Origin of the sequence: Actinomadura macrotermitis, assembly GCF_009604375.1 — a bacterium.
GTDB classification, from domain to species: domain Bacteria; phylum Actinomycetota; class Actinomycetes; order Streptosporangiales; family Streptosporangiaceae; genus Spirillospora; species Spirillospora macrotermitis.
The window spans coordinates 95,774-116,039 of sequence record NZ_WEGH01000004.1 but is presented as its reverse complement, the minus strand read 5'-3'; the positions used below and the strand labels follow the sequence as shown (position 1 = coordinate 116,039).

Genomic DNA, 20,266 nt, shown 5'->3' with positions numbered 1-20,266 from the left:
CCCGCCCGGCGCACAGAGTGAGTAAAATATCACTGTGGGTAAGGAAGGTCAGGCCAGGCAGGTCGGGATCCGGCCGCCGTTGTACTCGACCATCTCCATGATCGCGGCCATGGAGTCCAGCGGCGTCCCGGGCGGCTCGCCGAGCGCCTCGGAGTAGGCGCGGTGCAGGTTGCCGACGAGCCGTTCGGGGTCGGTCCACTCCCGGTACACGCCGAGGTCGGTCTCGCGGGCGAGCGCGAGCGGGGACAGCCCGGCGGCGATGCCGTCGCGGGCGAGCTCCTGCAGCCACCGCAGGTAGCCCTCGGTCCGGTCGAGCACCTCGGGGCCGCAGACCGGGCCGTGGCCGGGCACGATCGTCTCGGGGCCGAGCGCGCGCAGCTCGTCCAGGGTCCGCAGCCACCCCCGCACCGAGCCCATCAGCACGAACGGGGTGCCGCCGTTGAAGATCAGGTCGCCGGTGAACAGCACCCGCTGCCCGGGCAGCCAGGCCACCACGTCGCCGGTGGTGTGCGCCGGGCCGTGGTGGATCAGCTCGGCGGTGAGGTCGCCGGCGTGCAGGGTCAGCCGGTCGGTGAAGGTCACGGTGGGCGGGACGACCCGGATGTCGCCCCACTCCACCTCGGTCCACAGCTGGGTGGTCAGCAGGCCGTGCTCGATCATCTCCGCCGCGCAGTTCTCGTGCGCGACGATCGCCGCCTCCCCGGCGAATACGACGTTGCCGTAGGTGTGGTCGCCGTGGAAGTGGGTGTTGACGACGGTGCGCGGCGCGAGCGGCGTCACCGCGGCGATCGCGGCGCGCAGGCCGCGGGCCCGCGCCTCGGTCGCGGCGGTGTCGATCACCGTCACCGCGTCCGGGCCGACCAGGAACCCGGCGTTGTTCAGGCACCAGGTGCCGTCCGGCTGGATCCAGGCGTAGACCCGGTCGGCGATCTCTTCCAGGCGGGGCGGGGGCGCGGTGCTCATGGTCACTCCTCGGGAGGGGGTCCGCCTACGCTACGCTGGTCGGCTCGGCCGGGCGGCCGCGGCGCTCGGTGAGCAGCGCCCCGATGCGATGCCGGGGATGGGCGCGCAGGATCTCCTCCACCAGGGTCTGCGCCTCGGCGTCGCGTCCCAGCTCGTACAGCACCTCGGCGAGGGGCTCGCGCGGGTCGAACAGCGAGGTCCGCATGAAGCCGGTGTAGCCCTTGAGCACGTGCGGGTGGACGTCCACGGCGGTGCGCAGCCACTGCGCGGCCTCGTCCGTCCGGCCCTGCCCGCGCAGCGCCAGCCCGAGCCAGTAGGCGGCCTCGTGCAGCGGCTCCTGCTCCGCGCGCGCCGCGTAGGCGGTGCGCAGCAGCGGCTCGGCCTCGGCGTGCGCGCCGCGCCGCACCATGGCGCGGCCCGCGAGCCAGCCGCACCAGGGCACGCCCCGGCGGGCGGCGAGCGTCCACATCCGCTCGGCCTCCTGCGGGTCGCCGTGCTCGGGGGTGTCGGACCGGTTGCCCGCCCACCAGGCGGCGTTGCCGTGCCCGAGCCGGGCCGCGCGGCGCAGCCACCGCTCGGCGAGGAAGTCGTCGCCCTCGTCCAGGTACAGCCGCCCGGTCCACTCCACCAGCGTCACGTCGGCGGGGTCGGCGACCGGCGCGGCGAAGGCCCGCGGGTAGGCGGCCTCGGCGGCGGGGACGGCCAGCGGCAGCACGTGCCGGGCCTCGGACCCGCAGTGCTTCCACAGCAGCCGGGCGAGCGCCTCGCGGGCGCGCAGGTCCCCGGCGCCCGCGGCGGCCCGGAACCGGCGGACGGCCTCGGCCAGGTCGTGCCGGTCGCGCAGCAGCCCGCCCAGCTCGAACGCGGCGGCGGCGTCGCCCGCGTCGGCGGCCACGCGCAGGTCCGGCAGGCGCGCCTCGTCTTCGGCGGACAGGACGTTGTCGGGCGCCGCGCGCAGCTCGGCCACCCGGGCCAGCTGGGCGCCCGCGTCGTTGTCGCCGCCCGCCTCGCGGTAGCGCCCGAACCACTCCTGCGCGCCGTCCAGGTCGCGCAGCCGCAGCCGGTGCAGCGCCAGGCTCCACATGCCGGGCAGGTAGCCCCGCTCGGCGCTGACGCGCAGCGCCTCGCCGGCGGCGTCGAGGTCGCCGCGCTCCAGATGGGTAAGGCCGAGGACGCGCGCGGCGTACCCCTCCTCGGGGTGGCGCTGGACGGCCGCGCCGAGGACCTGGCACGCCTCGTCGACGTGGCCGAGCTTGTCCAGCAGCAGCGCCTTCCAGACGGCCGGGCGGTCGTCGCCGACGACCTCGGCGGCGGCGTCGTAGACCTTCAGCGCGTCGTCGAGCAGGTGCGGGAAGGCCCGGAACCGCTCGGGGCGCTCGTCCAGGCCGCCGATCAGGTCCAGCACGTACTCGGCGTCGGTGTCGGCGCGGACCTCGCCGAGCAGGGTCTTCAGCTCGTCCGCCAGCTCCGCCATGTCCCCCAGCCGGCCGGCCGCGACCTCGTCGCCCTCGGCGGCGGCCTCCCGCAGCGCCTCGGCCGCCTCCACCTCGCCCTGCTCCAGCCGCCGCAGCGCGCCGTTGGTCTTGCACTCCAGGCTGCCGAGCGCGGCGCCCCGGTCGTACCACTCCAGGGCGCCCGCCAGGTCGCCGGACTTGTCCAGCAGGTCGGCGAGCCCGAACGCGCATCCGCCGTCGCGGTCGGCGGCGGCGCGGTACCAGCGTTCGGCGTGCTCGTGCTCCCCGCGCGTGCGCATGATGATGGCGAGGGTGCGCGCGGCGTGGCCGTCCCCGGCGAGCGCGGGCGCCTCCAGCCAGGGCAGCGCGCCGTCGATGTCGCGGCGCCCGCACAGCAGCTCGGCGTACCGGACCGAGGCCCGCAGGTCACCGCCCCGCGCGGCGGCCAGCAGATCGGACTCGGCGGGATCAAGCGGGTTGTTCCGGGACATGTGCCCTAGAGATACCAGAGATCATTTGGGGCGGTCCGGCGTTTCCGGGCAGGAAGTGGCCCCGGTGGTGCCTAAGGTGTGTGCGTCATGCGAATCCTGCACACCTCCGACTGGCACCTGGGACGCTCCTTCCACCGCGAGGACCTTCTGCGCGCCCAGGGCGACTTCGTCGACCACCTGGTCGAGACGGTCCGGGCGGAGCGGGTCGACTGCGTGCTGATCTCCGGCGACGTCTACGACCGGGCGCTGCCGGCGGTGGACGCGGTCCGCCTGTGCGACCAGGCCCTCGCCCGGCTGGCCGAGCGGGCCCGGGTGGTGCTGATCGCGGGCAACCACGACTCGGCGCACCGGCTCGGCTTCGGCTCGGCGCTGATGGACGGCTCCGGCGTGCACGTGCGCACCGACCCCGCCCGCGTCGGCGACCCCGTCGTGCTCGGCGACACCGCCTTCTACGGCATCCCCTACCTGGAGCCCGAGCTGGTCCGGCACGACTGGGAGCTGGCCGAGCGCAGCCACGCCGCCGCGCTCACCGAGGCGATGGGCCGGATCCGCGCGGACGCCGCCGCGCACCCGGGCCGCCGCTCGGTGGTGCTCGCGCACGCGTTCGTCACCGGCGGCGAGGCCAGCGACAGTGAACGCGACATCTCGGTCGGCGGCTCGGCGCACGTGCCCGCCGCGGTGTTCGACGGCGTCGACTACGCCGCGCTCGGCCACCTGCACGGCGCCTGGACGATCACCGACCGGGTCCGCTACTCGGGCTCGCCGCTGGCCTACTCCTTCTCCGAGGCCCACCACGTCAAGGGCTGCTGGCTGATCGACCTGCACGACGGCGGGGTGGAGGCGCGGTTCGCCGAGGCGCCGGTGCCGCGCCGCATCGCCCGCATCAAGGGGCGGATCGAGGACCTGCTCGCCGATCCCCGCCACGACGCGGTGCGGGACCACTGGCTGCAGATCACCCTCACCGACGCGCGCCGCCCCGCCGACGCGATGGAGCGGCTGCGCCGCCGCTTCCCGCACGCCCTGGTCCTCGGGTTCGAGCCGGCCGGCGGCGAGGAGGACGCCGGGCGCAGCTGGTCCGAGCGCGTCCGGGGCCGCTCGGAGCTGGACGTGGCGGGCGACTTCGTCGCCGAGGTCACCGACGGCCCGGCGAGCGAGGCCGAACGCGCGCTGCTGCACGAGGCGTTCGAGGACTGCCGCCGCAAGGAGGCCCTTTCTTGAGTGAGCCGGAGGGGCGCGGCGCCGCCTGGACTGAGGAGCGACGGAGGAGCGACGAGGGAAGGCGGCGCCGAAAAGCGCCCCGCAGGCGAACGGGGGACACGTGAGACTGCACCGGCTGGAGATCACCGCGTTCGGGCCGTTCTCGGGCACCGAGGCCGTCGACTTCGACGCCCTGTCGGACGCGGGCCTGTTCCTCGTGCAGGGCCGCACCGGCGCGGGCAAGACCAGCATCCTGGACGCGGTGTGCTTCGCCCTCTACGGCCAGGTGCCCGGCGCCCGCAACGCCGTCAAGGGCCTGCGCAGCGACCACGCCGCCCCCGGCGCGGCGCCGCTGGTGGTGCTGGAGACCACGATCCGGGGCCGCCGGCTGCGGGTGTCGCGCTCACCGGCCTGGGAGCGGCCGAAGCTGCGCGGCTCGGGCACCACCGTGCAGCACGCCAAGGTCGTGCTGGAGGAGCACGAGCACGGGAGGTGGACGGGCCTGTCCACCCGGCTGGACGAGGCCGGCGACCTGATCTCCCGGCTGCTCGGCATGAGCGTCGACCAGTTCAAGCAGGTCGCGATGCTGCCGCAGGGCGAGTTCGCGGGGTTCCTGCGGGCCGGCGCCGACGAGCGCCGCAAGGTGCTGGAGCGGCTGTTCGCCGCCGAGGTCTTCACCGACGTGGAGAAGTGGCTGGCCGAGCGCCGCGTCACGACCGGCCGCGAGGTCGCCGCGCTGGCCGCCACCGCCGCCTCGATCGCCGACCGGATCGCCGAGACCACCGGCGCCCGGCCGGTGCCGCGCGCCGCCGACCCCGCCGTCGCCCCCGTCGGCGCGCTGCCCGCCGAGGCCGCCGAGCTGGCCGCTGGGCACGACGACGTCCGCGCCGTCACCGGGGAGCTGCTCGCCGAGGCCGCCGCGCGGCTCGCCGTCACCCGCGCCGCGCTGGAGGAGGGCCGCGACCTGGCCGCCCGGCAGGCCCGCTACGCCGAGGTCCGCGCCGACCAGGAGCTGCTGAACGCGCGCGCCGCCGAGGTCGGCGACCTGGCCGCGCGGCTGGAGGCCGCCGCCCGCGCCGAGCGGGTCGTCCCGCTGGTGCGGGCCGTGCAGCAGCGCGACCAGCGCGCCCGGCAGGCCCGCGCCTGGGCCGAGGAGACCCGGTCGCGGATCGGCGCGCTCGTCCCGCCCGGCGCGTCCGAGGACGTGCTCGCCAAGGCCGAGCGCACCCGCCGCGACGAGATCGCGACGCTGGAGGGCCACCGCGCCACCGCCGCCCGGCTGCGCGAGATCGACGCCGCCCGCGCCGCGCGGCGCGCCCGGATCGAGCGCCTGCTCCCCGAACGCGACCGGCTCGCCGCCGCGCTCGCCGAGCTGCCCGCGAGCATCGAGGCCCGCCGCGCCGAGCTGGAGCGCGCCCGCCTCGCCGCCGCCGGCCGCCCCGGCGCCGAGGCCGCCGTGCAGGACGCCCGCCGGCTGCTGGACGCCGCGCGCCGCCGCGACGCCCTCACCGCCCGCCTCGCCGAGGCCGAGGACGACCACCGCGCCGCGGTCGACGCCGCGCAGCAGGCCCGCGACCACGTCCAGGAACTGCGCCAGGCCCGGCTGGAGGGCATGGCCGCCGTCCTCGCCGAAGACCTCGCCCCCGGCGAGCCGTGCCGGGTCTGCGGCGCGACCGAGCACCCGGCGCCCGCGGCCACGCTCGGCCTGGTCCCCGGCGAGGAGGAGGAGGCCCGCGCCCAGCAGCTCTACGAGACCGCGCAGGCCGCCCGCGAGAAGGCGTCCGGGCAGGTGGAGTCGCTGCGCGCCGAACGCGACGGCCACCTGGAGACCGCCGGCGACAAGCCCGTGGAGACCCGCGCCGAGAACCTCGCGGACGCCGAGCGGGCCCTCGCCGGGCTGGACACCGCCGCCGCCGAGGCCGAACGGCACGCGAGCGCGCTGGAGCTCCTGGAGCGCGAGCAGCGCGAGCACCGCGCCGAGCACGAGAAGACCGCCGCCGCCCTCGCCGAGCACGAGGCCACCGACGCCGCCGAGGCCGCCGAGGCCGCGCGGCTGGACGCCGAGCTCGAGGCCGCCCGCGGCGACGACGCCTCGCTGGAGGCCCGCATCACCCGCCTCACCGGCGAGGCCGACGCGCTCACCGAGGCCCTGGACGCCGTCCGGGCCCTCACCGCCGCCGCCGACGAGCTGGCCGCCGCCCGCGCGCAGGCGGACGGCGCCGCCACCGAGCAGGCGTTCCGCAGCACCCAGGAGGCGCTGGAGGCCGCGCTCGACGACGAGGACCAGGCCCCGCTGCGCGACAAGATCCGCTGGTTCGACGACAAGAAGGCCGCCGTCACCGCTCAGCTCGCCGATCCCGCGCTGCTGGCCGCCGCCGCCGAGCCCGCCCCCGGCCTGGCCGCGCTGGAGGCGGACCTGCGCGCCGCCGAGGACGCGCACACCGCCGCCGCCAGCGCCGCCGACCGGGCCCGCGCCCGCTGCGCCCGCCTCGCCGAGCTGCGCGCCCGGCTGGACGCCGCCGTCCGCGAGTGGCGCCCGGCCGCCGAACGCCACGAGGTCGCCGCGCACCTGGCCGGCCTCGCCTCGGGCAACTCGCCCGCCAACCGGCACGCGATGTCGCTGTCGGCCTACGTGCTGGCCGCCCGCCTGGAGCAGGTCGTCGCCGCCGCCAACGAGCGGCTGGACCGCATGTCCGGGGGCCGCTACGCGCTGATCCACACCATCGACAAGGCCGCGCACGAGGGCCGCAGGAAGGGCGCGGGCGGCCTCGGCCTGCGCGTCGCCGACGCCTGGACCGGCCAGGACCGCGAGCCGGTCACCCTGTCGGGCGGCGAGTCGTTCATCACCTCGCTGTCGCTGGCGCTCGGCCTCGCCGACGTCGTCACCGCCGAGGCGGGCGGCACCGAGATCGGCACCCTGTTCGTCGACGAGGGCTTCGGCACCCTGGACGAGGAGACGCTGGACGAGGTGATGGACGTGCTGGACGGGCTGCGCGACGGCGGCCGCGCCGTCGGCATCGTCAGCCACGTCGCCGAGCTGCGCGCCCGCATCCCCGCCCAGCTGCGCGTCACCAAGGAACGCGCCGGCTCCACCGTCCGCGTCCACATCTGACCCCGCCCGGCTGCATGGTCGTGCTCGGCGCCGTCGCCGGGACCGTGAAGAACACCGGCGTCCAGGAGTTCCTCGCCGAGCGGCGCCAGGGCATGCAGGCCACGATCCTGGCCCGGCTGCGGCAGGGCGTCCACGACGGCGACCTGCCCCCGGAGGCCGACCTGCCCGCGCTCGCCGCCTTCTACATGACCGTTCTGCAGGGCATGTCCCTGCAGTCGCGCGACGGGGCGTCCCGCGACGTCCTCGAAACCGTCGTCACCTGCGCCATGGCGGCCTGGGACGCCCTCGCCGGCGCGCGCGCGGAACAGCCGGCCTGACTCGGCCGGCGGGCTCAGGTGGTGCGGAAGGTGGCGAAGAACGTCGCGTAGACGGTCCGGGACTGCTCCCAGTCGGCGGGCAGGCTCGACAGGTTCACGTTGTAGCCGCCGCCGGGCAGCGTGAACGTGCGGTCCAGGCCGTGGAAGGAGGCGTTGGAGACCTTGTCGAAGACGATGTACTCCAGTTCCGCCGCTGACGAGCCGTAGTCGATCCGCTCCAGCCGCAGCTGCTGGAAATTGCTCCAGGACTGCGTCCTGGTCTGGAAGGTGGTGACGAGCCCGTTGCAGGCGTCCAGCGGCTCCTTGGCGCTTTTGCTGACATAGATGGCGTGGCCGTGGGTGTCGCTCAGCTTGCGGGTCTGCGTTGAGGCGTTCCAGGTGTTGGTCCACGACTCCGGTATCGCCACCGAGTACCCGAGCGAGGAGTCGGCGTAGGTGCTGTACCCCGACGGCAGGTCCGGGGTCCCGGTCGGCGGGCCCGCCGGGCCGATGGGCGGGCTGACCGCCGCCGCAGACGGCGAACCGGCGGCGGACGGCGCCGGATCCGCCTTGGGATCGCCGGTGTCCACCACCGCGAACAGCGTCGCGACGCCGGCCACGCCCGCCAGGATGATGAGGGCCGCGACGGCGACCAGCCCCCAGCGCGGCCTGGCCGGGGCGGCGCCCCACTGCTGCGGGCCCGGGGGATAGGGGCCCGCCGGCACGGGCGACGGCGGCGGCAGGGTGCCGTGCCGGGCCATCGACGTCGTCGCCGCGTCGCCCCGGTAGCCCGGCGGCGGCTCGGCGCCCGGTGGCTCGGGGGCCTGCGCCGCGCGTTCCAGCATCCCGGCGACGTGCTCGGGCGCCGGCCGCTTGGCCGGGTCGCGCTGCAGCAGCGCGGCGAGCAGCGGCTGCAGCGCCCCGGCCCGCCGGGGCGGGTCGGGCGGCCGGGTCAGCAGCGCCGACAGGATCGCGACGAACTCGCCGCCCTGGTAGGGCGGGCGGCCCTCGACGGCGGTGTAGAGCGTCGCGCCGAGCCCCCACAGGTCGGTGGCCGGTCCGGTGCCCAGCCCTTCGGCCTGCTCGGGCGCCATGTAGGCGGGCGTGCCGAGCACCGAGCCGGACCGGGTGATGCGCACATCCCCGGCCAGGGTCGACAGCCCGAAGTCGGTGATGACGACCCGCCGCCCGGTGACCAGCACGTTGGCGGGCTTGAGGTCGCGGTGCACGATTCCGGCGGCGTGCGCCTCGCGCAGCGCCTCCAGCAGCGCCAGCCCGATCACCGCGGCCCGGCGCACCGGCAGCGGCCCCTGCTCGGCGACGATCTCGGCGAGCGAGCGGCCCCGGACCAGCTCCATCACGATGAGCGGCCGGTCGTCGTGCAGGGCGACGTCGTAGACGGTGACGATGCCGGGGTGGTTCAGCCGGGCGGCGGCCCGTGCCTCGCGCATCGCGCGGCCGGTCAGGCTGCGGCGGGTGGCGTCGTCCAGGTCCACCGCGGCCGCGATCTCCTTGACGGCCACGTCCCGGTCGAGCATCTCGTCGTGGGCCTGCCAGACCCGCCCCATGCCGCCCCGGCCGAGCTCGGCGGTCAGCCGGTAGCGGCCGTTGATCAGCTCCCCCGCGTGTCCCGCCACACTTGGCATCGTAAGGACGGAGTGCGGGCAAATGAAGGCGCTCGCCCGGTACGACCTGCTGGCCGGGAGCGGTCAAGATCACTGAAGCCGGGGCGGGACCGCCGCGCCCGGGGGATGATCCTGGGCGTGGTGACGATCGCCGTCGTCGATGACGACCCCCTGGTCCGGCGGACCGTCGCCGGGTACTTCGCCGGCCGGCCCGGCCTGGACCTGGTCGCCGAGGCCGCCGCGCCCGAGGCGCTGGACGCCGCGGGCCGCGCCGCCGACGTGATCCTGCTGGACCTGTACTACCGGCACCGGGCGCGGGTGGACGCCGTCGCCGGGCTGGCCGCGTCCGCGCAGGTGCTGGTGATGTCGGCGCACGCCGAGGACCGCGACGTGCTGGCCGCGCTGGACGCGGGCGCCATGGGCTACCTGCTGAAGGAGGCGCGGCCGGAGGTCTTCACCGACGCGGTCCGGCAGGTCGCGGCGGGGGAGCGGTACTTCTCCGCCGCCCTGTACGGGATCGTGCTGCGCGAGCAGCGCGTCCGCCCGGCGCCCGAGCCGCTGACCGTGCGCGAGTGGGAGCTGCTGCGGCACCGCGCGCAGGGCAAGACCGACCAGCAGGCCGCGCGGGCCATGGGCATCCAGCCCGGCACCGCGGGCACCATGCTGAAGCGCATCCGGCGCAAGGTCGGCCTCGCGACCAAGAGCGAACTGGTCAAGTGGACCCTGGAACGGGAGTAGGCACGACGGCCGAGCGGGCCGAGCGGAGCCTGCTGCTGGCGGCGGCGGCCTTCCGGGCCGGCGCGTTCATGGAGATGGCCGTCTGGTACCCGCAGAACCGCGCGTGGGCGACCGAGCAGTGGCCGCTGCACGCGGCGCGGGTCGTGGTGCTGGTCAGCAGCGTCGCGCTGTTCACCGTCTGGCGGCGCCGGGGACGCGCGCCGATCGGGCTGCTGTTCGCCGACATGTGCGCGACCGGCTGCGCGATCGTGGTCACCGGCGCGTTCACCTCCGACCCGATCCCGCACCAGTGGAACAACTGGCCGCTGCCCTACGGGCTGCTCGCGCTCGCCGCCGTCGGCATCGCCGCGCGCAGCCGATGGGAGGCGGTGTGGCTCGCCGCGCCGGTCGTGCTGAGCTACCAGTTCGTCATCAGCGTCCTCAACGAGGCGCCGCCGCCGAACGGCATCTTCGACGACGTCAGCTTCGCGGTGAACGTCGTCGTCGGCCTGGTGGCCGGCGGCGCGATCCGCCGGTGGGCGGCCGAGGTCGACCGGGCGCACGCGCAGGCGCTGCGCGCCGAACGCGAGCTCGCCCGCAACCAGGAGCAGCTCACCACCTCCCGCGAGCTGCACGACCGGGTGCTGCAGACGGTGGAGGCGCTGGACCACGGCGACTGGATCACCGACCCGGGCATGCGCGACCACATCGGCGGCGTCGCGGTCTGGCTCCGCGCGTTCGTGCAGGGCGCGCGGAGCGACCCGGACACCGGCCTCGCCGAGGCGCTCACCGAGGTCTGCGTGCAGGCCCGCGCGCGGGGCGTGACCACCGAGACGCACCTGGCCGGCCTGGCGGACGCCGCGGACGCCGTCCCGGCCGAGGTGGTGCGCGCGGTGGCGGGCGCGGTCCGCGAGGCGCTGAACAACGTCGCCAAGCACGCCGGGGTGCCGGGCGCGGTGCTGTACGCCGAGCTGGACGGCGGCGTGCTCACCGTCACCGTCGTGGACCAGGGCCGCGGCTTCGACCCGGACACCGCCGCCGAGGGCACCGGGCTGCGCCACTCGGTCCGGGACCGGATCGCCCGCGTCGGCGGCGAGGTGTCCGTGGTGGCGTTCCCGGACGAGGGCACACAGGTCGAGCTGCGCGTCCCGCTCGCGGCCGTCCCCGAAACAGGGGACAGACAGCCGGGCGCCGCGGCCGGATGATCGTGGTGCCGGCAAGCACCCCCGCGTCCCCCGCCGAATCGAGGTCCCCCATGCGCCGCCTGCGCGCCCACTCCGCGCTCGCCGCCTGCGCCATCCCGGGCGGTGGGGCATGACGGCCACCGCCGCGCCGCCGGGCCGGGTGCTGCGGCCCGTCGCCGGGCTCGGCTGGGCGGCCGCCGCACTCCTGGCGCTGACGGGCTGCTACGCCCTGTCCACCGTCCCCATGCGGTTCGACCTCGCCGAGCACCTGGCCGACACCCCCGTCGAGCTGATCGGCGCGCGCACGCACCGCGAGTTCGTCGCGACCCTGGTGTGGGGGCTGTTCGGGCTGGCCACCACCGGTGTGCTGATCGCCTGGACGCACGCGCTGCGGCAGAACGCCCGGGCGCTGACGGGGGTGCACCTGTCCTACGGCGACGCCTGGGCGGGGCTGTCGTGGGTGGTGCCGGTCGCCGGCCTGGTCGTGCCGAAGAAGGTCCTGGACGAGGTGTGGGCGCTCAGCCACCCGGCGGGCGGCCACCGTCCCGACGCCCTGTACCGGGTCCGCCGCTCCTGGCTGATCCGGGCATGGTGGGTCACCTGGGTGCTCGGCGAGCTGCTCCTGGCCGGCTACCGGTTCGCGGTCTTCCAGGGCGGGCAGGAGGCCCGGTCTATGGGCAGCGGGCCGATCCTGTTCGGCGGCGCCGGCGAGCACATGGCCGCGTCGCTGGACGCCTACGAGGCCGGTTACGCGATCAGCGGCGTGCTGGCGGTCGTGACGTTCGTGTCGGGCCTGCTCGGCGCGGCGGTGGCCGTCCGGCTCACCGCCTTCCAGAACGCCGCGATCGCCGCCGCGCCCCCGGCGCCTCCGCCCGCCTCAGCGCCGCCCCTGCCTCCGCCCGCCCCGGCGGCGGCGCCCCGGCCCGCGCCCGCCGCGCCGTTCCCCGCCGTCCGGGTGGTGTCCGCCGGCCGCCGGGTCCTGGTGGTCCTCGCGCTGGTGGTGCCCGCGCTGGCGCTCTTCGCGCTCTGCGCGGCCGCCTTCGGGGGCGCCGCCGCGCTCACGCCCGACCGCGCGAGCTGGGGGATCGCCGCCGGCAACCGGCAGACGCTGGTCTTCGTGGGCCTGGTCGCGCTCGTGCTGTTCCTCGCCGGGCACGTCGCGGCGGCGCTGCTGCTGCGCCGCGACGGGTTCGGCCGCGCCCTGCCCGGAGTGATCGCCTGGGGCGTGCTGGCCGCCGTCGCCGCGCTGTTCCTCCTTTACGCCGAGTTCCGGCTGACGGGCGTCCCGGCCATCACCGGCTTTGACCCGCAAAGCCCCGTCGTCGCCGGGTCCCCGCAGGTCATCGCGTACGCGCAGGCGTTCCGCACCGCCGGGAAGGCGGCGCTCACCGGCGAGGCGGCCCTGCTCTGCGGCATCGCGGTGACGCTGTTCCTGACGCGCCGCCACACCGCCTAGGGCTTGCGGCCGACGCCCGCCAGGAGCCAGCCGGTGGCGGGCTCGTAGGGGCGGTCCGGGCGCCAGTCGGGGGCCGGGACCAGTCCCGGCTCCAGCAGCTCCAGGCCGTCGAAGTACCCGGCCAGCCGCTCGCGGGAGCGGAACGCGACCGTGATGCCCGTCCGCGCCATGAGTTCGGCTCCGGCGGCCCGGTCGTGGTCGGTGCGGGCCTCGTCGGTGAAGTCGCACACCACCAGGTGGCCGCCGGGGGCGAGCACGGAGGTGAAGGCGCGCACCACGCCGCCGGGGTCGTCCTCGTCGGGAATCAGGCTCAGCAGCGAGACCATCAGCACCCCGACCGGCCGGTCGAAGTCGATCAGCGCGGTGAGCTCGGGGTGGCCGAGCACCGACGCCGGGTCGCGGGCGTCGGCCTGCACCGCCACCGCGTTCGGCTCGGCGTGCAGCAGCGCCCGGTAGTGCACGACCGCGACCGGGTCGTGGTCGACGTAGGCGACGGTGCCGGCCGGGTCCACGCCGTGCACGACCTGGTGCACGTTGCCCTTGCCGGGCAGCCCGCAGCCGACGTCGACGAACTGCCGCACGCCCGCGTCCAGCAGGCAGCGCACCGCGCGGCGCAGGAACTTGCGGTTCTCGCGCGGCAGGAGCCGGGCGGCCGGGTGCGCCATCAGCGCGCCGAGCGCGGCGTCCCGGTCGGCCGCGTAGTTGTCCTTGCCGCCGAGCGAGTAGTCGTAGATCCGCGCGCTGGCGGCGTCGGAGAGGCCGGGGGCCGGACGGTCGCGTTCGGTCATGGGAACCTCAGGAGACGGTGACGGACCGATCACACTAACGGATCCGCAGCGACGCCAGGCGCAGTTCCAGGCCGTCCAGCAGCGCGGTGAGGCCCGCCTCGAACGCCGACTCGTCGATCTCGCGCTGCCGCGCGGCGAGCAGGTGCGCCTCCCCGAGGTTGGGGTAGTCGCCCTGGTAGACGGCGGCGTCGTCGGGGAAGCCGCCGGCGAACGAGCCGAGCGAGGAGCCGGTGATGAAGTAGCGCATCAGGGCGCCGACGCGGGTCGCCTCGCGGCGCGGCCAGCCCGCGGCGACCAGGCCGCCGAAGACGGCGTCGGCGAGCCGCAGCGCGTTCGGGCGGCGGCCCATCCCCTGCGACAGCGCGGGCACCACCCGCGGGTGCGCGGCGAGCGCCGCCCGGTAGGAGCGGGCCCACGACTCCAGCGCCCCGCGCCAGTCGGGGCCGCCGGTGAACATCGACAGGTCCACCTCGCCGAGGACGGCGTCGACGACCGCGTCCAGCAGCTCGTCCTTGGTGGCGAGGTGGTTGTACAGCGACGGCCCGGCCACGCCGAGCTCGGCGGCCAGGCGCCGGGTGGACACCGCGTCCAGGCCCTCGGCGTCGACCAGCGCGAGCGCGGCGGCCACGATGCGCTCCCGGCTGAGCAGCGGACGGCTCGGCCGTGCCACGGCGACCTCCTGGGGGAGACGGAAAAACTTGCATCGCTAGTTTAATGCCGGTTAGCCTCGCCGGGACCGGAGGGAGAAAGCCATGGACCTGAAGCTCTCGGAGGAGCAGGACGCGGTGCGGCGGCTCGCCGCCGAGTTCGTCGACCGCGAGATCGTCCCGCACGCCGCCGCCTGGGACCGCGCCGAGTCGGTGGACCGGGGGATCATCAAGCGGCTCGGCGACCTGGGCTTCCTCGGCCTCACCCTGCCCGAGGAGCACGGCGGCTCGGGCGGCGACCACCTGGCGTACTGCCTGGTGCTGGAGGAGCTCGGCCGGGGCGACTCGGCGGTGCGCGGCATCGTGTCGGTCTCGCTCGGCCTGGTCGGCAAGTCGATCAACGGCTACGGCACCGAGGAGCAGAAGCGGCGGTGGCTGCCCCGGCTGACGTCCGGCGAGGCGCTCGGCTGCTTCGCGCTCACCGAGCCGGGCACCGGGTCCGACGCCGCCAACCTCACTACCCGCGCCGTCCGCGACGGCGACGACTGGGTGCTGACCGGCACCAAGACCTTCATCACCAACGGCACCTGGGCCGACGTCGCGCTGGTGTTCGCGCGCACCGGCGGCCCGGGGCACCGGGGCGTGTCGGCGTTCCTGGTGCCGTGCCCCTCGCCCGGCCTGACCGCCCGCGAGATCCACGGCAAGCTCGGGCTGCGCGGCCAGGCCACCGCCGAGCTGTCGCTGGACGGCGTCCGCGTCCCCGACTCGGCGCGCCTGCACGCCGAGGGCAAGGGCTTCACCGTGGCGATGGCCGCGCTCGCCAAGGGCCGCATGTCGGTCGCGGCCGGCTGCGTCGGCATCGCGCAGGGCTGCCTGGACGCGGCGGTCGGCTACGCCACCGAACGCGAGCAGTTCGGCAAGCCGATCGCCGCGCATCAGCTCGTCCAGGAGCTGCTCGCCGACATCGCCCTGGACGTGGACGCCGCCCGGCTGCTGGTCTGGCGGGTCGCCGACCTCATCGAGCGGGGCGAGGAGTTCGCCACCGCGTCCTCCAAGGCCAAGCTGTTCGCCAGCGAGGCCGCCGTCCGCGCCGCCAACAACGCGCTGCAGGTGTTCGGCGGGTACGGCTACATCGACGAGTACCCGGTCGGCAAGTACCTGCGCGACGCCCGGGTGATGACCCTGTATGAGGGCACCAGCCAGATCCACAAGCTGCTCATCGGGCGCGCGCTGACCGGGGTCAACGCGTTCTGAGCCGGTCGCGGCCTTGGCCGGGCGCCTCGGCGAGGCGGACGGCCAGCAGGACCGCGCCGAAGCCGAGCAGCCCGATGGCCAGGGGGCGGAACGGGCCGGTCTGCATGACGACGGACCCGTTGATGAGCATCTCGGCCTCCGTGGCGAGCAGCGGGGCGAGCGGGATGGCCAGCAGGGCGCAGGCGCGGCGGCCGTGCCGGGTGTGCGCCAGGGAGGCGGCGATGAGGACGGCGGCCGTGAGCAGGGCGGTCCCGCGCGACACCGACCAGCGCCACAGCGTCTCGTCGAGGTTGTCGATGGACCCGGGGGTCGGGTCCGGGGTGATCAGGGCGACCAGCGGGTGGCTGGTGAGCGCGACGAGGAGGACGGCGAGCGCCGCCGCGACCGCGATCCGGCGGCGTCCCAGCAGCCGTGCGCCGTGGCCGGGGCCCGGGGACGCCACCAGGGACGCGGTGGCCAGCAGCGCCAGCGGCAGCGGGAAGCCCGCCAGCGACAGCATCAGCAACCCTCCCGGCAGGCCAGGGGCGAACGGCGCGCAACAGGCGGCGGCCACCTGGACCCCGGTGACCGCGCAGGTGGCGATCGCGGCCGGCCGGCGGGCGCCGCGCCAGACCAGGACGGCGATGACCGCCCAGGCGAGCCAGTACGGAGCGGTGCCGAAATAGAGGACCAGCAACTGCCGCAGGGGCTCGCCGAGCTCCGCCCGCCGCTCCGACATCAGGGACGCGGTGGAGGGGACGTTGAGGGCGAACCGCAGCCCGTCCGCCAGCAGCAACAGCGTCGCCAGCAGGCCGGTCACCGAGAGCGCGGCGGGCCAGCCCGGGGCCCCGGTCCCGGCGGTGGCCTGCCGGAGCCGGATCCGGGCCGCGCCGAGGAGCAGGTCGGCGGTGTCGGCGAGGGAGGGCCGGGTCTGGCCGGGGCCCGCCCCGGCCAGCAGCACGTCCAGCATCTCCTGCCCGTGCTCGGCGCGGTGGGCGGCCGGGTAGCAGGCCAGCAGGCGGCGGTAGCGGTCTTCGAGCGTGCTCAACGGAGTCCTCTCGGGGGGTGGGCCGCGAAGGCGGGGGTGGCGCCGCCGAGGCGGAAGGAGGCGAGGCGGCGTTCGGCGGCCTCGGTGCGGCGGCGGAGCGCGGCGGCCTCGGCGGCGAGCGCGGCCGCGCCGTCGTCGGTCAGCCGGTAGTAGCGCCGCAGCCGGCCGTCCACGACCTCCTCGCGGTCGGGCGCGATCAGCCCGTCGGCCTGCAGCCGGTCCAGCGCGGCGTACAGGGTGCCCGCGCGCAGGCGGGTGCGGCCGGCGGAGATCTGCTCGACGTCGGCGATGATCCCGTACCCGTGCTGCGGCCCGTCGGCCAGCGCGGTCAGGATCAGGAACGTCGGTTCCTGCATCGTCCTGCTCATGCCGTCTATATATACCGATGATCTATCTATTTGGAAAGGGCGGTGAGCACGAGCGCCGCCTGGTCGTCGTCGACGGCGGCCGGGCCGGTGAAGGCGCGGACGGCGGCGGTGAGGGTGTCCAGTACCGCGGCGGCGTCGGCGTTCGGGGGGACGGCCGCCAGCGCGCCGTCCAGCCCCTCGTCGTTGAACATCGCCCCGGCGGCCGAGCGGGCCTCGGTGATGCCGTCGGTGACCAGGACCAGGCTCTGCCCGGGCCTCAGCTCCAGCCGGCACGGCTCCACGCCGGGATCGTCCATCAGGCCGAGCAGCGCGCCCTCGGCGTCGATCTGGGTGACGGCCCCGCCGGGGCCCAGCAGGCGCGGCAGGACGTGCCCGGCCCGCACCAGCTCGACCGTCAGCCGGTCGTCCTCGCGGGCCAGGTGGCCGTAGACCAGGGTGACGAAGCCGCCGCCGAGGTTGCCGGGGCGCTCCAGCAGTGCGGTGTTGACGGCCTGCACCACCTCGGCCGGGCCGGGCAGCAGCCGGGCGACGGCGCGGGCGGTGTGCCGGACCAGGGCGGTGGTCGTCGCCGCGACGGCGCCGCGCCCGCACACGTCCCCGATCATGAAGGCCCAGCAGGTGCGGCCCGCCAGCGGGAACACGTCGTAGAAGTCGCCGCCGATCTCCAGCCCCTCGCCGGCCGGGTGGTAGTGGGTGGCGAGCCCGGCGCCGGGCAGCGCGGGCAGGTCGGGCAGCAGCAGCCCGGCCTGCAGGTCGTGCGCCAGCTGGGCGCGCTGGGCGTACTGGCGGGCGTTGCGGGCGGCCATCGCGGCGCGGCGGGCCAGCTCCTCGGCCAGCGACACCACCCGGTCCTCCAGCGGCCGGCCGCCGCCGGTCAGCAGGGTGAGGGCGCCGAAGGCCGCGCCGCGGTCGGTCAGCGGCACGCACAGCCGGTCGGTGATGCCGAGGCCGCCCCACAGGTCGGCCGGGGCGTGCCGGGCGACCTCGGTGCCGCCGCCCGCCAGTACCCGGCCGACCATGGCGCCGGTGTCGGGCGGGTGCGCGGCCAGCAGCCGCTGCTCGCGCACGGTGGCGGCGGCGATGGCGACCCGGCAGACCTGCCCGTCCTCGACGACGTCGACCGTGCAGAGCGGGGCGAGCGCCGGCACGCACAGGTCCGCCAGCCGCTGCAGCGTCTCGGTGTGGTCCAGGTTCTGCGCGAGGACGCTGCCGGCCCCCAGCAGGAACGCCAGGTCGGCGCGGGCGGCCTTCTCCTTGGCCACCGCGGCGGTCCGGGCCTGCTCGCCGAGGTGGCGCTCGATGGCGAGCGCGGCGATGCCGGCGAACAGGTCGCAGAGCCCGAAATCGGAGACCTGCGGCGTGCGCGCGACGCGGTGGTAGATCGCGAAGGTGCCGAGCAGCCGCCCGTCGCCGCCGAGGATCGGGGTGGACCAGCACGACGCCAGCCCGGCGCGGGCGGCCAGCTCGTGGTAGCCGTCCCAGAACGGGTCGGCGGCGATGTCGGCGGCGACGACCGTGCGGCGGCGGTGCGCGGCGGTGCCGCACGCCCCGGCGGCCTCGCCGGTGGCGATGCCGTCGATCGCGTCGGTGTAGAAGCGCGGCAGGCTGGGCGCGGCGCCGTGCCGCAGGTGCCGGCCGTCGGCGTCGGCCAGCAGCACCGAGGCGAGCGCGCCGGGCGACAGCTTCTCGATCACCCGGGCCATGCCGTCCAGGGTCTGCTCCAGCGGCGCCTGGCGGGCGATCTGCTCCAGCAGCGCGTGCTGCTCGGCCGCCAGCAGCTGGGCGTGCCGGATGCCGGTGGTCTCCACGCCGAACACCGCGACGCCGACGACGCCGCCCGCGGCGTCCAGGCGCGGTTCGTAGGTCAGGTCGAAGAACGCCTCGCGGGCCCGGCGGCCGCGGCCGAGCAGCACCCGCGAGTCGCGGGAGGTGCGGGGCCGGCCGGTGCGGTAGACCTCGTCCAGCACCGCGACGAAGCCCTGCTCGGCCAGCTCGGGCAGCACCTGCGCGAGGGGCAGGCCCGAGCGGACGCGGTCGGCGGCGCCGACCGTCTCGAAAAAGGCCGGATTGGCCGTCTCCAGCCGGTGCTCGGGACCGCTCAGCAGCGCGAACACCGCCGTGGAGCGGCCGGGCGAGGAGCCGAACCCCTCGTCGGCCCGCGTCGCGGGCGGCCACGCCCCGACGCTCATCGCGCCGCCCCGTTCCGCCCTGCCCCGTTCTGTCCTGCCCTGGTCCCTGTCTTCGTCGTGCGCATCCGCTGTCGCCCCCACGATCAGCACTGCCCGAACACCCCATTCTAGGCATCGAGCCCATCCCACCTGGGATCTTGCCCGTTTGGGGCGGTGCCGACCCGTGTATGACCGGGCGGTCAGTCGCGCTTGAGGCGGTGCGCCCACAGCGCGGCGTAGAGCGTCGCGATGTCGGCCGGGCGGCTCAGCGAGCGGCCGGTGAGCCGCTCGACGCGGTCCAGCCGGTTGCGGACGGTGTTGCGGTGGCAGAACAGCCGGGCCGCGACCTCGGCGGTCGAGCCCCCGGTCTCCAGCCACACCTCCAGCGCCTCCAGCAGCGCCTCGTGGTCGGGATGGTCCAGGACGGGCCGCAGCACCGCGGTGATCAGCCGGCCGGCCAGGTCGGGGCTGGCCGCGACCAGCGCGGCGACCGGGCGCTCGTCCAGGGTGGCGGCGCCGCGGGAGCCGGCCGGCAGCGCCGCCCGGGCCAGCAGCGCCAGCCGCAGCCCGTCGGCGGTATCGCGCAGCCCGGAATAGGGCGGGCTGACGCCGGCGCGGCCGGAGACCAGCCCGTCCAGGGTCGTCAGCGCGAGCGCGGCGTCGGCCGGCTGCGGGACCGCGACGATGCCGGCCAGCTCGTCGGCCCGGGGCTGCCAGGCCGAGCGGAGCCCCTGCCGGAGCAACCCCCGCTCCAGGGCGGCGACGTCGTCGTGGTGGGACGCCGCCACGCCGAGGTAGGGCCCGCGTTCGGGCAGCCCGAGCGCCCGGCCGGTGCCGCCGAGCATGACCCAGTCGGCGACGCGCCCCTCGAACAGGGCGGACAGCAGCACCAGCCGCTGGCGCTCGTCGTCGCGCGCCAGGCCCACCATGGTGTCGCGGTAGACCTCGTTGACCGCCTGGCTGGTGGTGTCGGCCATCGTCCACATGGCCGTCGAGGCCTGCGCCATCTCCTCCAGCGTGATGTCCGGCAGCTTCTCGGCCTCGACGGTGAACTCCTCCCACAGCACCCGGATGCCGATCCGGTAGGCCTGCAGCAGCGCGTCGACCGGCACCCCCTGCAGCGCCCGGCGGCGGGCGTTGCGGCGGGCCGGCGCGTTGGTCGCCGGCCGTCCGGCGGCGGTGCGGGTGAGCATCTCGGTGACGGTGCGCTCGTTGACCGCGCGCATGTCGGCGAGCAGCTCGGCGTCCATGCCGGCGTAGAACTCCACCTCGGTGATGATCGCCCGGTAGATCGTGTCACCGAGCCGGTCCATGCGCGCCAGCAGCGCGGGCGCGCAGCGCGTCAGCAGGGGGGATGTCACCGGTTTCGCCATCACGCGCCAGTGTGCAGTGCGTTGTGCTGCTGCACAAGGGACCCGCGTTTATTCAGGTCGGGTGCCTATCGCCTCCACCGCGGTGTGACGTACATCATCGCAGCACCGCCTGTGAGGAGAACCATGCTCAACCTTTCGGCCGTGCT

16 protein-coding genes are annotated in these 20,266 nt (G+C 76.0%); 7 read left to right on the top strand and 9 right to left on the bottom strand.

Going from position 1 to position 20,266, the window contains the following annotated elements; all coding sequences use genetic code 11:
* Window positions 1-48: 48 nt before the first annotated feature.
* Together ACRB68_RS29095 and ACRB68_RS29090 are read right to left on the bottom strand one after the other, a co-directional pair.
* On the bottom strand, window positions 49-963 hold the full coding sequence (locus tag ACRB68_RS29095) for an MBL fold metallo-hydrolase (RefSeq protein WP_153538175.1): 915 nt from the start codon (window positions 961-963) through the stop codon (window positions 49-51).
* Between the two features lie 25 nt (window positions 964-988).
* Window positions 989-2,908, bottom strand: coding sequence for a tetratricopeptide repeat protein (locus ACRB68_RS29090; RefSeq protein WP_153538173.1), 1,920 nt, complete (start codon window positions 2,906-2,908; stop codon window positions 989-991).
* 87 nt (window positions 2,909-2,995) lie between these two features.
* On the opposite strand from ACRB68_RS29090, the gene ACRB68_RS29085 reads away from it, so the two are divergent.
* The 3 genes from ACRB68_RS29085 to ACRB68_RS29075 all read left to right on the top strand — a co-directional run bounded on the left by ACRB68_RS29085 (window position 2,996) and on the right by ACRB68_RS29075 (window position 7,534).
* Window positions 2,996-4,126, top strand: a complete 1,131-nt coding sequence (locus ACRB68_RS29085) for an exonuclease SbcCD subunit D (RefSeq protein WP_153538171.1) — start codon at window positions 2,996-2,998, stop codon at window positions 4,124-4,126.
* A gap of 100 nt (window positions 4,127-4,226) precedes the next feature.
* Complete coding sequence (locus ACRB68_RS29080) at window positions 4,227-7,217, top strand: SMC family ATPase (protein ID WP_328594924.1); 2,991 nt, start codon at window positions 4,227-4,229, stop codon at window positions 7,215-7,217.
* 14 nt (window positions 7,218-7,231) lie between these two features.
* Complete coding sequence (locus ACRB68_RS29075) at window positions 7,232-7,534, top strand: hypothetical protein (protein ID WP_153538169.1); 303 nt, start codon at window positions 7,232-7,234, stop codon at window positions 7,532-7,534.
* A 14-nt stretch (window positions 7,535-7,548) separates the two neighbouring features.
* On the opposite strand, the gene ACRB68_RS29070 is transcribed toward ACRB68_RS29075, so the two are convergent.
* Window positions 7,549-9,150, bottom strand: a complete 1,602-nt coding sequence (locus ACRB68_RS29070) for a serine/threonine-protein kinase (protein WP_194293503.1) — start codon at window positions 9,148-9,150, stop codon at window positions 7,549-7,551.
* A gap of 126 nt (window positions 9,151-9,276) precedes the next feature.
* Here ACRB68_RS29070 and ACRB68_RS29065 point away from each other — a divergent pair, with 126 nt between their 5' ends.
* The 3 genes from ACRB68_RS29065 to ACRB68_RS29055 all read left to right on the top strand — a co-directional run bounded on the left by ACRB68_RS29065 (window position 9,277) and on the right by ACRB68_RS29055 (window position 12,495).
* Window positions 9,277-9,876 carry a response regulator gene (locus tag ACRB68_RS29065; RefSeq protein ID WP_194293502.1) on the top strand — a complete coding sequence of 200 codons (600 nt, stop codon included), beginning with the start codon at window positions 9,277-9,279 and terminating at the stop codon, window positions 9,874-9,876.
* Window positions 9,855-11,060 (top strand): sensor histidine kinase, encoded by a 1,206-nt coding sequence (locus ACRB68_RS42620; RefSeq protein WP_153538163.1) that lies wholly within the window; start codon window positions 9,855-9,857, stop codon window positions 11,058-11,060. The genes ACRB68_RS29065 and ACRB68_RS42620 overlap by 22 nt, the downstream gene beginning before the upstream one ends.
* 109 nt (window positions 11,061-11,169) lie before the next feature.
* A complete protein-coding gene (locus ACRB68_RS29055; RefSeq protein ID WP_153538161.1) occupies window positions 11,170-12,495 on the top strand; it encodes a DUF4328 domain-containing protein in 1,326 nt (441 codons plus the stop codon).
* Here ACRB68_RS29055 and ACRB68_RS29050 read toward each other — a convergent pair.
* The gene (locus ACRB68_RS29050) at window positions 12,492-13,283 is read right to left on the bottom strand and encodes an SAM-dependent methyltransferase (protein WP_153538159.1); all 792 of its coding nucleotides are present in this window, start codon (window positions 13,281-13,283) and stop codon (window positions 12,492-12,494) included. The two genes, ACRB68_RS29055 and ACRB68_RS29050, sit on opposite strands and share 4 nt — an antisense overlap.
* A 34-nt stretch (window positions 13,284-13,317) precedes the next feature.
* Window positions 13,318-13,953, bottom strand: a complete 636-nt coding sequence (locus tag ACRB68_RS29045) for a TetR/AcrR family transcriptional regulator (RefSeq protein WP_328594923.1) — start codon at window positions 13,951-13,953, stop codon at window positions 13,318-13,320.
* Window positions 13,954-14,035: 82 nt separating this feature from the next.
* Between ACRB68_RS29045 and ACRB68_RS29040 the strand changes: the two genes are divergently transcribed.
* On the top strand, window positions 14,036-15,184 hold the full coding sequence (locus tag ACRB68_RS29040; RefSeq protein ID WP_153538157.1) for an acyl-CoA dehydrogenase family protein: 1,149 nt from the start codon (window positions 14,036-14,038) through the stop codon (window positions 15,182-15,184).
* On the opposite strand, the gene ACRB68_RS29035 is transcribed toward ACRB68_RS29040, so the two are convergent.
* The 4 genes from ACRB68_RS29035 to ACRB68_RS29020 all read right to left on the bottom strand — a co-directional run bounded on the left by ACRB68_RS29035 (window position 15,171) and on the right by ACRB68_RS29020 (window position 20,120).
* Complete coding sequence (locus ACRB68_RS29035) at window positions 15,171-16,211, bottom strand: hypothetical protein (RefSeq protein WP_153538155.1); 1,041 nt, start codon at window positions 16,209-16,211, stop codon at window positions 15,171-15,173. The genes ACRB68_RS29040 and ACRB68_RS29035 overlap by 14 nt on opposite strands.
* On the bottom strand, window positions 16,208-16,579 hold the full coding sequence (locus ACRB68_RS29030; RefSeq protein WP_235960392.1) for a PadR family transcriptional regulator: 372 nt from the start codon (window positions 16,577-16,579) through the stop codon (window positions 16,208-16,210). Before ACRB68_RS29030 ends, ACRB68_RS29035 begins: the two co-directional genes overlap by 4 nt.
* Window positions 16,580-16,605: 26 nt before the next feature.
* Window positions 16,606-18,768, bottom strand: coding sequence for a SpoIIE family protein phosphatase (locus ACRB68_RS29025; RefSeq protein WP_153538153.1), 2,163 nt, complete (start codon window positions 18,766-18,768; stop codon window positions 16,606-16,608).
* A gap of 179 nt (window positions 18,769-18,947) precedes the next feature.
* Window positions 18,948-20,120, bottom strand: coding sequence for a PucR family transcriptional regulator (locus tag ACRB68_RS29020; protein ID WP_235960390.1), 1,173 nt, complete (start codon window positions 20,118-20,120; stop codon window positions 18,948-18,950).
* Window positions 20,121-20,266 lie beyond the last annotated feature (146 nt).

Coding starts and splice junctions, on each gene's coding strand:
- ACRB68_RS29095 (WP_153538175.1), bottom strand. CDS start 963: ATGAGCACCGCGCCCCCGCCCCGCCTGGAAGAGATCGCCGACCGGGTC.
- ACRB68_RS29090 (WP_153538173.1), bottom strand. CDS start 2,908: ATGTCCCGGAACAACCCGCTTGATCCCGCCGAGTCCGATCTGCTGGCC.
- ACRB68_RS29085 (WP_153538171.1), top strand. CDS start 2,996: ATGCGAATCCTGCACACCTCCGACTGGCACCTGGGACGCTCCTTCCAC.
- ACRB68_RS29075 (WP_153538169.1), top strand. CDS start 7,232: ATGGTCGTGCTCGGCGCCGTCGCCGGGACCGTGAAGAACACCGGCGTC.
- ACRB68_RS29055 (WP_153538161.1), top strand. CDS start 11,170: ATGACGGCCACCGCCGCGCCGCCGGGCCGGGTGCTGCGGCCCGTCGCC.
- ACRB68_RS29050 (WP_153538159.1), bottom strand. CDS start 13,283: ATGACCGAACGCGACCGTCCGGCCCCCGGCCTCTCCGACGCCGCCAGC.
- ACRB68_RS29040 (WP_153538157.1), top strand. CDS start 14,036: ATGGACCTGAAGCTCTCGGAGGAGCAGGACGCGGTGCGGCGGCTCGCC.
- ACRB68_RS29030 (WP_235960392.1), bottom strand. CDS start 16,579: ATGAGCAGGACGATGCAGGAACCGACGTTCCTGATCCTGACCGCGCTG.
- ACRB68_RS29025 (WP_153538153.1), bottom strand. CDS start 18,768: ATGAGCGTCGGGGCGTGGCCGCCCGCGACGCGGGCCGACGAGGGGTTC.
- ACRB68_RS29020 (WP_235960390.1), bottom strand. CDS start 20,120: ATGGCGAAACCGGTGACATCCCCCCTGCTGACGCGCTGCGCGCCCGCG.